The organism is Pseudomonas sp. WS 5412 (assembly GCF_012985615.1).
Taxonomy (GTDB): Bacteria; Pseudomonadota; Gammaproteobacteria; order Pseudomonadales; family Pseudomonadaceae; genus Aquipseudomonas; species Aquipseudomonas shahriarae.
The window spans coordinates 38,103-51,077 of sequence record NZ_JAARMB010000029.1; the positions used below are offsets into that span (position 1 = coordinate 38,103).

Below are 12,975 nucleotides of genomic sequence, written 5' to 3' on the forward strand. Positions count from 1 at the left end.
TCGCACCCGCTCAAGTCTGCTTCAATCAGGCTGCATCGGCCGCCGCCACCTCTGGCCGACGCGACAGCAGACTCACCAGCACAAAACTCACCACACTCACGCCCAGGCTGTAATAGATCGGCGTGTTTGCCTCCAAGCCATCCTTGACCATAAACACCAGTGACGTGACAAACCCCAATGCCATGGCGCTGATCGCACCCGCCGTCGTAGCGCGTTTCCAGTAAATCGCCCCGATCAATGGGATCAGCATGCCGCCGACCAGCAGGTTATAGGCCAGGGTCAGTGCGCTGATCACGTCGGTGACTATCAAGGCGATACCCAGCACGGCCATCCCAGTCAGCAGGGTGAACAAGCGGTTGATGTTCAGGCTCGACTGCTTGCCGCCGCGCAGGCGCGGCAGCAGGTCTTCGGTCAGCACGGTGGACGCGGCGAGCAGGCCGGCGCTGGCGGTGGACATCATCGCCGCCAGGGCCGCCGCGATCACCAGGCCGCGCAGGCCATCGGGCAACGACAGTTTGACGATGGCGGCGAAGGCGTTGTTGACGTTGTCCAGGTCCGGGATCAGCACATGGGCGGCCATGCCGATCAGGGCGCAGGCCAGGCCGTAGAGGATGCAGTAGAAGCCGGCGAAGGTTCCTGCGTACTGGGCGACTTTTGCGTCACGGGCGGTAAACACCCGTTGCCAGATGTCCTGGCCGATCAGGATGCCGAAAAAGTAGATCATGAAGTAGGTGATGATGGTGTCCCAGCCGATGCTGGTGAAGCTGAAACTGGCCGCCGGCAGTTTGGCCACCAGTTCATCCCAGCCGCCTACGCGGTACAGGCAGATCGGCAGCAGGATAAACATCAGGCCGACGGTCTTGATCACAAACTGCACGATATCGGTTAGCGTCAGCGACCACATGCCGCCAATGGTCGAATACACCAGCACCACGCCACCACCCAGCAGGATGGCGGCCCAGAACGGCAGGTCAAACATCACTTGCAATACGGTGCCGATCCCCAGGATCGAGGTCACCGCCAGCATCAGCGCATAGGCCAGCATGATCAGCCCGCTGGCCTGGCGGGCCGTGGGGTTGTAGCGCTGCTCCAGGACCTGGGTCACGGTGAAGATTTTCAGCTTGAGCAAGGGTTTTGCGAGAAACAGGTTCAGCGCAATGATCCCCGTGCCCAGCGCCGCGCAGAGCCAGAACCCGGAAATACCATGCACATAACCCAGGCGCACGCTGCCCACTGTGGACGCGCCGCCCAGCACCGTTGCGGCCATGGTGCCCATGTACAGGGTCGGCCCCAGGTTGCGCCCGGCGACTAGATAGTCTTCATGGGTCTTGGCCCGGCGCATGCCGAAATAGCCGAGCACGAGCATGCCGGCGGCGTAGATAAGTACGACGAATAGATCCAGAGCCATGGTGGCGCCTCTCCAGTTATTGTTTTTATGGACTAATCAGGTGACGCGCTACATCAACGGTGCGTGACTCCAGGCAGCACGCAGAGCATTTCGTACAGCAGGTTGGCGCCCAGCAACGAGGTGTTGCCGGTGGTGTCGTAGGGCGGCGAAACCTCCACCAGATCACAACCAATCAGGTCCAGGCCCTGGCAGCCCCGGATGATCTCGATCGCCTGTATGGTGGTCAGCCCGCCGATTTCCGGGGTGCCGGTGCCGGGCGCCCAGGCCGGGTCGATGCCGTCGATGTCGAAACTCAGGTACACCGGGCCGCCGCCGACCTTTTCCCGGACTTCGGCCATCAACGGCGCGAGGGAGTGGTGCCAGCATTCTTCGGCCTGGACCACGCGGAACCCCTGTTTGCGGCTCCAATTGAAGTCTTCGGCGGTATAGCCCTGGGCGCGCAGGCCGATTTGCACCACACGGTCGCAATCGAGCAGGCCCTCTTCGACGGCCCGGCGGAAGGTGGTGCCGTGGGCGATTTTCTCGCCGAACATATGGTCGTTGACGTCGGCGTGGGCATCGATATGCACCAGCCCGACCTTGCCGTGTTTCTTGTGGATCGCCCGCAGGATCGGCAGGGTGATGGTGTGGTCGCCGCCCAGGGTCAGCGGGATTACGTTATGGCCGAGGATCTCATCGTAGGCTTCTTCGATAATGCGCACGGCGTCCAGCAGGTTGAAGGTGTTGATCGCCACGTCGCCGATGTCGGCCACCGACAGCGAGTCGAACGGCGCAGCGCCGGTGGCCATGTTGTAGGGGCGGATCATCACCGACTCAGCGCGGATTTCACGCGGCCCGAAGCGGGTGCCGGCGCGCAGCGAGGTGCCGATATCCAGGGGCACGCCGACAAAGGCCGCATCCAGGCCGGCGGCGGTTTGCAGGTGGGGCAGGCGCATCATGGTAGCGATGCCGGCAAAGCGCGGCATTTCGTTGCCGCCCAGTGGTTGGTGAAAGATCTTGTCCACGGCAGTGCCTCATCGTTGTTGTGGTTATCAGAGGCCGATTCTGCGAAATGCCCGGCAACGGAAGAATCGCTGTGGGGAAATACTTAGTTCAGATTTTTCTAAACTAATGCCTGGGGTAGACTCCACCGGTTTGCGAAACCTGTTCCCTGTCCGCCGACTTTTTGCCTGGAGCGTCCATGGCCAATGCCTTGCCCGACCTGAAATTGCTGCGCATCTTCGTCAGCGTCGTGCGCCACCAGGGGTTTGCCAATGCCCAGCATGAGCTCAACCTGTCGACGTCGGCCATCAGCACCTATATGAGCCAACTGGAAGGCGCGTTGGGCCTGGTGCTGTGCCATCGCGGGCGTGGCGGGTTCAGCCTGACCAGCAAGGGCGAGTTGTTTCACCAGGAAACCTTGCGCCTGCTGGGCGAACTGGAGGGCTTCGAGCAATACGCGGCGGCGCTCAAGGGCGAACTGCGCGGCACGCTCAAACTGGGTGTGCTCGACTCCACGGTCAGCGACAAGGCCCTGCCATTTGCCGAAGTCATCGGCGCCTACAGCCTTGAGCACCCGGCGGTGCATCTGCACTTATCGGTGATGAGCCCCTACGAGCTGCAACTGGGGGTGCAGGACAATCGCCTGGACCTGGCCATCGGCGCCTTCTCCAACCGCATGAGCGGCTTGGTCTACATGCCGCTGTACCGCGAGCAGCACTGGCTCTATTGCAGTTCGCGGCATCCGCTGTTCAGCGAGCGACGCATTCCGGAGCAGGTGATTACCCAGCAACGCATGGTCGGGCGCGGTTACTGGAGCCAGGCGGAACTGGCGCGCCATGGCTTCAAACACAGCGCCGCCACTGTAGAAAGTATGGAGGCGCAGTTGATCCTGGTGTTGTCCGGCGCCTACATCGGCTACTTGCCCGAGCACTACGCCCAGGCCTGGGCCGACAAGGGCGACTTGCGGGTGCTGTTGCCGGCGACTTTTGGCTACCAGGCGCCGTTTTCGCTGATCATGCGCCGCGGGCGCAGCCGCGAACCGTTGATCCAGACCTTTCGCGATTTACTCAAAGCACAGCTCAATCAGGCCTGAATATGTCCAGACCCCAATGCCCCCGCTGCCTGCGGCCGACCACCCACTGCCTGTGCGCGCTGATCCCGAGCCTGCACAGCCGTACCCGGGTGTTGCTGTTGCAGCATCCCAGCGAGGTCAACCATGCGCTCAACACCGCGCGCCTCGCCGCGTTGGGCCTGGTGAATACGCAGTTGGTAGTGGGCGAAGTATTTGAAGACTTGCAGACCTTGCTCAACCCTCCGGGCTATCAGGCACGGCTGCTGTTTCCTGGCGAAGAGGCGCAGTCGCTGCAGACCTATGGCCCATCCGATGAGCCGTTGCTGCTGGTGGTGCCCGACGGTACCTGGCGCAAGGCGCGCAAGTTGCTGCACCTCAACCCGCTGCTGGCGGCGTTGCCACGGGTGACGCTGGCGGCGGGCGCAGTGTCCCGTTACCGGTTGCGCAAGGCACCGGGGCCAGGGGCGTTGTCGACGGTGGAGGCAATTGCGCAGGCGTTGCAGGTGCTGGAGGCGCCGCAGTCATTTGATCCGTTGTTGCGGCCGTTTGAGGCGTTGATCGACGGGCAGATTGCAGCGATGGGGGAGGAGGTGTTTCAGCGCAATCATGGGGGTGATTAGCCGGTTCACCCAGGTCCAGCTCCCCCATTGACCGCGCCGCTCAAGACATACGCGGTCGATGTAGGAGCTGGCTTGCCGGCGATGGCGCCTGCCCAAACACCGCTAACGCTCGCGCATCGCCTCCGTGCGTGCCTTCAACACCGGCTTGAGCAAGTAATCCAGCACGCTTTTCTCCCCGGTAATAATGTCCACCGTTGCCACCATCCCCGGGATGATCAGCAACGGTTTTTTATCCCCGCCCAGATGGTTCTTATCGGTGCGCACCTGGATCAGGTAGAAGCTGTTGCCCTTGTCGTCGGTAATCGTATCGGCGCCGATCAGTTCCAGTTTCGCCGCCAGCCCGCCGTAGATCGTGTAGTCATAGGCACTGAACTTGACCATCGCCTTCTGCCCCGGATGCAAGAACGCCACGTCCTGGGGCCGTACTTTGGCCTCGATCAGCAGGTTGTCTTCCAGCGGGACGATTTCCACCATGTCGCTGCCCGGCTGGACGACACCGCCGATGGTGTTGACCTTCAATTGCTTGATCACCCCATGCACCGGCGAGACCACGGTGGTGCGGCTGACGCGGTCATCGATGGCGATGCTGGTGGCGGTGATTTTTGACAGGTCGGTGCGTTTTTCGTTGAGTTCCTTGGCCGCTTCCGAGCGGAAGGTCTGTACCGATTCGTCGATCTTGCTCTTGATCTCATTGATCGCCGATTCCGCCCGGGGGATTGCCAGGGTGGTGGCGTTCAACGAGCCACGGATCTCCACGGCGCTGCGTTTGAGGCGCAGGATTTCCACCGGTGACACCGCGCCGGTGCCCACCAGAGGGGCCGACATGTTCATCTCTTGTTGCAGCAGCGCCAGGCTGGAGCTGAATTGGCCCAGTTTGGAGCGAAACTCCGCCAGTTCCTGGGTTTTCTGCCGCAACTGTTTACTCAAGGTCCGTTGCTCGCTGCTCAAGCGCCGCTGGCGTTGTTCAAACAGTGAGCGCTCGTCTTCAGCCACTTGCGGAGCCTTGGCGATCACTTCATCGGACAATTTGAACGGCCGCCCCTCGGCCTCGGCCGACAGGCGTTCGACCTGGGCGGTGAGGGCATACCGGTCGACTTCGCTTTCGCCCTTGTTCGAGCGGAACCGCGTGTCGTCCAGTTGCAGCAGTTTGTCGCCCTTGTCCACCATCTGCCCTTCGCGCACGTAGATCTGGGTGACGATGCCGCCTTCCAGGTTCTGGATCACTTGCACCTTGCTCGACGGGATGGCCTTGCCTTCGCCCATGGTCACTTCATCGAGAACGGCAAAGTTGGCCCACAGCAGGGCGCAGATGATCAGGCCGGCGGTCAGCCACACGATAATCCGTGAACGGCGCGGCGAGTCCTGCAGCGCAGCGCCTGCCAGTTCGGGCATGAATTCGCTGTCGGCGGTTTTGCCAAAGCTCTTGAAGTAGCCCGGTGGCGCGGGAGTGGCTGACATGGTGGGCTCCTAGACGGCGGCCGAGCCGACACGGCCCTTGCGCAGTGCATCAATCACACTTTCTTTGGGGCCGTCGGCAACGATGCGGCCGTTGTCCAGCACGATCAAGCGGTCGACCAGGCTGAGCATCGAGGTGCGGTGCGTGACCAACAGCAGTGTCTTGCCCTTGACCCACAGCTCCAGGCGCTGGCGCAGGGTTTCTTCGCTGCTGTTGTCCATGGCGCTGGTGGGTTCGTCCAGCAGCAGGATCGGCGGGTCGAGCAGCAACGCGCGGGCCAGCAACACCGCCTGGCGCTGGCCGCCGGACAGCAGTTGCCCGCGCTCGCCCACCGGCCGGTCGAAGCCTTGTGGGTGCTGGCGGGCCAGTTCGCTGACGCCGGTCAGTTCGGCCACTTCGAGCATCCGCACATCGCTGATATAGCGCGCGCCCAGGGTCAGGTTATCGCGCAGGCTGCCGGCCAACAGCGGCAGGTCATGGGCCACATAGCCCACTTGTTGGCGCAGGTCGGCCACATCCAGCTGGCGCAGGTCGAGGCCATCGAGCAGCAACTGGCCTTCTTCTGGCGCGTAGAAGCCCATCACCAGGCGGCCCAGTGTGCTTTTGCCCGAGCCGCTGCGGCCGATAATGCCCACGCGCTCGCCAGCCTTGAGCTGGAAACTGACCTGGCTCAGGGCCGGGGTGTTCTGCCCGGCATAGCGGAAGGTGACCTGGCTGACTTCCAGGGCGCCACTCAGTTGCGTGCGCTCCAGTGGGCGCTGCTGCGGGTCGCGCTCCTGGGGCAGGGCCATCAGCGCGTCGGTGCTGCGCATGGTCAATTGCGCCTGCTGGTAGCGGGTGATCAACCCGGCGATCTGCCCCAGCGGCGCCAATACCCGGCTGCCGAGCATGTAGGTGGCCACCAGCGCGCCGACACTGAGGCTGCCGGCGATGATGCTGTAGACCCCGGCAACAATGGTCGCCATCCCGGAAAACTGCTGGATGAACAGCGTGCCATTGGTGGCCAGCGCCGAGAGGTTGCGCGCATGGCTGTCGAGGCGGGTGAGGGCGCCGTGGGTGCTTTCCCACTGGTGCTGGCGCTCGCTTTCGGCGCTGCAGGCCTTGAGGGTTTCCAGGCCGCTGAGGGTTTCGATCAACAGCGCCTGGCGTTCGGCGCCCAGGCTCAGGCTTTTTTGCACGGTGTCGCGCAGGCGTACCTGGATCAGCATCGCAAAGCCGATGGTCAGCGGGAACGCACACAAAGGGATGATCACCAGCCAGCCGCCGAGCAGGCCGATCACCACCAGCATCAGCACGGCGAAGGGCAGGTCGATCAGGCTGGTAAGGGTCACCGCGGTGAGGAATTCGCGCAGGCCCTGGAAGTCATGGATGCTCTGGGCAAAACCGCCGATGGTGGCGGGGCGCGCCTTCATCGACATGCCGGTGATGCGCTCGAACAGGGTCGCTGACAAAATCACATCGGTCTTCTTGCCGGCGGTGTCCAGCAGATGGGCGCGCACCACCCGCAGTACCAGCTCGAACGCCGTGCCGATCAGCAGGCCGATCACCAGTACCCACAAGGTCGAGGTGGCCTGGTTCGGCACCACGCGGTCGTAGGTCTGCATCACGAACAGCGGCACCATCAGGCCCAGCAGGTTGATCAGCAAACTGGCGAGAATTGCATCGCTGTACAGCCAGCGCGACAGCTTCAAGGTGTCGCGAAACCACGCCTCGACTCTTGGCACCAGCGGCGCGCGCAGGTCTTCGATTTCGTGCCGTGGCCGGGCAAACAGGGCCTGGCCGCTGTAGGCCGCGCCGAGCTCTTCGCGGCTGACCCACTGTTCGCCGCCTTCGGCTTCGCTGGGCAGGATCAGCGCCTGGCCATCCTCGCCCCAGCGCCGCAACACCGCGCAGCGACCTTCGTTGAGCAGCAACAGCACTGGCAGGTTCAGCGCCGAGATGGCCTTCAAGTCCCGGCGCAATACCCGCGCCTGCAAGCTGGCCCGGGCCGCGGCCCGTGGCAGCAAGTCCAGGCTCAGGCGTTGTTGCGCCAAGGGCAGGCCGGCGCTCAGGCTGCTACGGCTGACGCTGCAGCCGTGCAGCTTGCAGAGGATCAGCAGGCCGTCGAGCAACGGGTCATCAAAGCTCTGGCGCGGGTCGACACCCGGGTTCAGCGGTTCCATCTGGCTCACGGCGATCTGCTCCACGTCGTTGGCTACTTCAGGTCAGGCAGGTGGGCTTCGCTTCTGACTTCCGACTGGGCAATGGCTTCGGCCGGCACCACCACGCGCTCCTTGTTCAGCAACTCGCCCATATTGGCCAGCACGCGGTACATGGAGAACTCTTCGGTGTAGCGCACTTCGGTGTAGCGCCGGTTGGCGTTGTACAGCTCGTTTTCACTGTCCAGCAGGTCCAGCAGGGTGCGTTGGCCCAGGCCGAACTGGTCCTGATAGGCCGCGCGTACGCGCTGGGTGGTTTCGGCATATTCGCGGGCGGTGGGGGTCTGGATGCGGGCGTTGTCCATGGCATGCCAGGCCAGGTTGAGGTTCTCGTTGAGCATGCGCAGGGCGTTGTTGCGGATGTCCATGGCCTGGTTGATCTTGTGCGAGTCCGACGCCAGGCGGGCTTTGTCGCTGCCGCCACGGAACAGGTTGTAGTTCATCACCACACCCACCCGCCATTCGTTGTCGTGGCCCAGGTCGCCCTGCACATTGTTATTGGCGCCCACCGCCGCCTCGGCATCGAAGCGTGGATAGAACGGCGACTTGGCCACCTCGTACTGGCTCTCGGCGGCCATCACATCGGACTGGGCCGACTTCAGATAGGGGTTGTTCTCCAGCATGCTGCGCCGGGCGCCGAGTTGGTCGCTGGGCAGCTCGCCCTTGATCGACGCCGGGCTTTCCAATTCATCCGGCATGCGCCCGACCACGCTATAGAAGTTCGATTCGGCGTCTTGCAGGTCGACCAGTGCGGTCTGGTAGTTGTTGTCTGCCAGGGCCCGGCGGGCGGTGGACTGGTCGCGGTCGGCGGTGCTGCCGATGCCGCGCTCGGTGCGCAGGCCGATCTGGTCGGTGACGCGCAGGTGCGCCTGCAGGTTGTTCTTGGCCAATGTCAGCAGGTCGCGGCGCTTGAGCACTTCCAGGTACACCTCGACGGTGCGCAGGGCCAGGCTCTCGGCGGTGCCACGGGTGTAATAGGCGCGGGAGTTGACCACCGCCCCGGTGCGCTGCACTTCGTTGGAGGTGTTGAAACCGTCGAACAGCATCTGGCGCAGGCGCAGTTCCGACTGGGTGTAGTTGTCGGTCTCGGTGTGGTGATTGCCACCACGGGCGCGGGTGGTGCTGTTGTCGCTGTAGCCACGGCCGTAGGCGGCATTGAGGTCGAGGCTGGGGTAGAAGCCGCCTTTGGCGACTTTTACATCTTCATCGGCCGAAAGCCGGCTGTTACGGCTGGCATTCAGTTCCGGGTGAGTGTCCAGCGTGCTTTGGATCGCTTGGGTCAGTGACATTGCTTGGGTGTTGGTGCAGGCCATGGCGATCAGAATCGCGCTGCAGAGGGGGGTAAAGGCGCGCATGGGTACATCTCCCGGTGTCAGTGTTACTGGTCTGTCGCCATTTATTTGACGAATTTAGAGGGCAAACCGTCTCAGGCTTGTAACAACACAGCTAAGAACATTTGCGGGGGGACCTAAGAAGGATTTCTCATAATGTTTATGTCCAAAAAAACTTATGCGTTCTGCGCGAAGCAAGACATTGTTCAAAGCACAAGCCTTGAGTTATGTGCGCTGTGGCGTGTTTTTCGGCTCGGGGAAAGTTCAATCGCAAGTGCAAGCAGGTGATGGGGTAGCGAAAAAAGGGGCGATTTTTTGTGACGGTTTTCTGTCGCTGCCTCTTTTGAAAGGCTCTCTGTAACGGGGTTGAAGCGCGGGTTGGCGGCTGATTTGAATCAGTTTTGTGCCACTTCCGGCCCCCCCGATCCACTGCACTTGTGCACGTAACCGAGGTGCCGACTACTGGGGTCGGACAGGGAGATAAGCGCATGGCCAAGTTAATCGGTGTTGTCAGCAAGGTGGTTGGGGAAGTCTTTGCCGTGGCAGGAGATGGCAGTCGCCGAAGCCTGATCGAAGGCGACCGACTGTTTGCCGGCGAGCAACTGCAGACCGGTGCGGCCGGTGCAGTCGCGGTGCAACTGACCAACGGCCAGGAGCTGACCCTGGGGCGCGACAGCAGCCTGGGCCTTTCCCCGCAATTGCTGGCTGGCCAGGCGCCGCAGATTCACGCCTCGGAAGACCTCGCACCGAGCCAGGCACAGTTGACCGATGTGCAGCAACTGCAAAAAGCCATCGCCGCCGGTGACGACCCGACCCAGACCGCTGAAGCCACGGCCGCCGGCCAAACCGGCAGCACGGCGGCAGGTGAGCTGGGCGGTGGGCACTCCTTTGTGTTGTTGACCGAAGTCGCCGGGCGGGTGGAGCCGGTCATCGGCTTTCCCACGGCAGGGTTTGGCGGGATCCCTGAGTTTCCGTTGTTCCAGGTCGCCGGCCAGCCCGATACCGGCAACGACCAGCCCGTGGTAGTGCCTCCCGACAACCCGGTGAGCCTGGGTGGGCTGGAGGTCGAGGGCGGCGAGTTGACGCTCAACGAGGCCAATCTTGCACAAGGCTCGGCCAGCAATCCGGCGGCGTTGGTGCAGACCGGTACCTTCAACGTCTCGGCGCCCGATGGCCTGCAAAGCCTGACCGTGGGCGGCATCAGCGTGGTCAGCGGCGGGGTGGCCAGCAGCTTCCCGCAAACTATCACCACCGGGCTGGGCAACACCCTGAGCATCACCGGCTACAACGCAGCCACCGGGGTGATCAGCTACAGCTACACCTTGACCGGCAATGAGGCCCATCCGTCGGGCAACGGCAGCAACAGCCTGAGTGAACAATTCGCGGTGGTCGCCACCGATAGCGATAACGACAGCGCCACCGGCTCGCTGGATATCACCCTCATCGACGACGTGCCCAAGGCGCTGGATGACAGCCATGAGGGCCGCGCTTCGGAAAGCCTGCTGACCCTCAGCGGCAACGTCCTGGATAACGACACCCAAGGTGCCGACCGCGTCGCCAGCGGCCCGATCACCGGCGGCACGTTCAGCGGTCAATACGGCACTCTGGTGCTGGCGGCTGACGGCAGCTACACCTACACGCTGAACACCGCCGACCCTGATTTTGTCGCGCTGCAGGGCGGCGGCAATGGCAGCGAAACCTTCACCTACACCCTGACCGACGCCGACGGCGACAGCAGCACCGCCAACCTGGTGCTGCAAGTGCACAACAATGATGACCCGGTGGTGATTGGCGGCATCAGCGTAAATGGCGCCGACCTGACCCTCTATGAAAAAAACCTGGTGGACGGCAGCAGCCCTGACGCTGGCGCGCTGACCCGCGCCGGCAGCCTGACCGTATCGGCCGTGGACGGCTTGCAGAACCTGTCGGTGGGCGGTATCAGCGTGGTGTCCGGCGGTGTCGCCGCCGGCTTCCCGCAATCCATCGCCACCGGCCTGGGCAATACCCTGACCATCACCGGGTTTGACCCGGCCACCGGGGTGATCAGCTACAGCTATACCCTGACGGGCACCGAGGCGCATCCGTCGGCGGGCGGGTTGAATGACCTGACCGAGAGCTTCAGCGTTATCGCCAACGACACCAACAACAGCACCGCCACCGGCACTCTGCACGTGAGTGTGGTGGACGATGTACCGACCGCTGCCGATGACGGCAATGCGCAAGTGGCCTCCGAAAGCCTGCTGACCCTGAGCGGCACGGTGTTGACCAATGACGCGCAAGGCGCCGATCGGGTCGCGTCCGGGCCGATTACGCCGGGCTCCTTCACGGGGCTTTACGGCACGTTGGAGTTGGCGGCGAATGGCACGTATGTGTACACGCTGAATACCGCCGATAGCGATTTTCTGGCATTGAATGGCGGCGGTAATGGGACTGAAACCTTTACCTATACCCTGACGGATGCCGATGGCGACACCAGCACCGCCAACCTTGTGTTGCAGGTGCATAACAATGACGACCCGGTGGTGTTGACGGGGCTTGAGGTGAATGGCGGGGAGGTTACGGTCTATGAGAAGAACCTGCCGTTGGGCAGTGCTATTGATGGGCCTGCGCTGACCCAATCCGGCACCTTCACGGTGACCGCCTTGGACGGCCTGAAAAACCTGACTGTGGGCGGGATTAGCGTCGTCACCAACGGCGTTGCCGCTACTTTTCCGCAGTCGGAACCTACCGGCTTCGGCAACACCCTGACCATCACTGGCTACAACGCCAGCACGGGGGTGATCAGCTATAGCTACACGCTCAACGGTATCGACAGCCACCCAGCCGGCGCGGGTACCAATAGCATCAGCGAGTCGTTTACGGTGGTCGCCACCGACAGTAACAACAGCAGTGCCAATGGTTCGCTGGACGTCAGTGTGGTCGACGACGTGCCGACTGCAGTTGATGACACCAATACACAAGTGGCCTCGGAAAGTCTGTTGACCTTGAGCGGCAGTGTTTTGGGTAATGACGTACAAGGTGCTGACCGCATAGCGACCGGGCCGGTTACGCCAACTACCATCGTGGGTACCTACGGCACTCTGCAGCTGTTCGCGGATGGCAGCTACACCTACACCCTCGACAAGACTGACCCGCAGTTCATGGCCCTGAATGGCGGCGGCAACGGCACCGAAACCTTCACCTATCAGCTTAACGATCTCGACGGCGACACCAGCACCGCCAACCTGGTGTTGCAGGTGCATAACAACGACGACCCAGTGGTGTTGACCGGCCTGAACGTCAATGGTGGCGAAGTCACCGTCTACGAGAAAAACCTGCCGTTGGGCAGCGCTAACGATGGGCCTGCGCTGACCCAATCCGGCACCTTCACGGTGACGGCCTTGGACGGCCTGAAAAACCTTACTGTGGGCGGCATCAGCGTCGTCACCAACGGCGTCGCCGCGACCTTCCCACAATCGGAACCCACTGGCTTCGGAAACACCCTGACCATCACCGGTTACAACGCCAGCACGGGGGTGATCAGCTACAGCTACACCCTCAACGGTATCGACAGCCACCCAAACGGCGCGGGCACCAATAGCATCAGTGAGTCGTTCGCGGTGGTCGCCACCGACAGCAACAACAGCAGCGACAATGGTTTACTGGACGTCAATGTGGTCGACGACGTGCCAAAAGCCGTCGACGACAACCCCGCTGGTATTGCTTCTGAGAGCCAGCTCATTCTGAGCGGCAGCGTGCTGGGCAATGATGTACAAGGTGCTGACCGCATAACGACCGGGCCTGTTACGCCAACTACCATCGTGGGTACCTACGGCACCCTGCAACTGTTTGCCGATGGCAGTTATGTCTACACCCTCGACAAGACTGACCCGCAGTTCATGGCCCTGAATGGCGGCGGCAACGGCACCC

The 12,975-nt window shown here is 62.6% G+C and carries 8 protein-coding genes; 3 read left to right on the plus strand and 5 right to left on the minus strand.

Annotation, left to right across the window (positions count from 1 at the left end):
- Positions 1-25: 25 nt before the first annotated feature.
- The gene (locus HBR94_RS26270; RefSeq protein ID WP_170045799.1) at positions 26-1,408 is read right to left on the minus strand and encodes a sodium:solute symporter; all 1,383 of its coding nucleotides are present in this window, start codon (positions 1,406-1,408) and stop codon (positions 26-28) included.
- A 53-nt stretch (positions 1,409-1,461) separates the two neighbouring features.
- Positions 1,462-2,412: an agmatinase gene (speB, locus tag HBR94_RS26275; RefSeq protein ID WP_120732183.1), complete on the minus strand. Its 951-nt coding sequence runs from the start codon at positions 2,410-2,412 to the stop codon at positions 1,462-1,464.
- A 176-nt stretch (positions 2,413-2,588) separates the two neighbouring features.
- Here speB and HBR94_RS26280 point away from each other — a divergent pair, with 176 nt between their 5' ends.
- A complete protein-coding gene (locus tag HBR94_RS26280) occupies positions 2,589-3,482 on the plus strand; it encodes a LysR family transcriptional regulator (protein ID WP_057441205.1) in 894 nt (297 codons plus the stop codon).
- Between the two features lie 2 nt (positions 3,483-3,484).
- The gene (locus HBR94_RS26285; RefSeq protein WP_170045801.1) at positions 3,485-4,081 is read left to right on the plus strand and encodes a DTW domain-containing protein; all 597 of its coding nucleotides are present in this window, start codon (positions 3,485-3,487) and stop codon (positions 4,079-4,081) included.
- A 102-nt stretch (positions 4,082-4,183) separates the two neighbouring features.
- Here HBR94_RS26285 and HBR94_RS26290 read toward each other — a convergent pair whose 3' ends face one another.
- The 3 genes from HBR94_RS26290 to HBR94_RS26300 are packed head-to-tail and all read right to left on the minus strand — an operon-like array spanning position 4,184 to position 9,090.
- Positions 4,184-5,539, minus strand: coding sequence for an HlyD family type I secretion periplasmic adaptor subunit (locus HBR94_RS26290; RefSeq protein ID WP_170045802.1), 1,356 nt, complete (start codon positions 5,537-5,539; stop codon positions 4,184-4,186).
- Positions 5,540-5,548: 9 nt separating this feature from the next.
- Entirely contained in the window at positions 5,549-7,708 is a 2,160-nt protein-coding gene (locus tag HBR94_RS26295; RefSeq protein WP_170045804.1) for a type I secretion system permease/ATPase, read from the minus strand.
- Between the two features lie 23 nt (positions 7,709-7,731).
- Positions 7,732-9,090, minus strand: coding sequence for a TolC family outer membrane protein (locus HBR94_RS26300; RefSeq protein ID WP_115127631.1), 1,359 nt, complete (start codon positions 9,088-9,090; stop codon positions 7,732-7,734).
- A 464-nt stretch (positions 9,091-9,554) separates the two neighbouring features.
- Between HBR94_RS26300 and HBR94_RS26305 the strand changes: the two genes are divergently transcribed.
- Positions 9,555-12,975, plus strand: a 3,421-nt coding sequence (locus tag HBR94_RS26305) for a retention module-containing protein (protein ID WP_170045806.1), incomplete at its 3' end; no start/stop codon positions are given.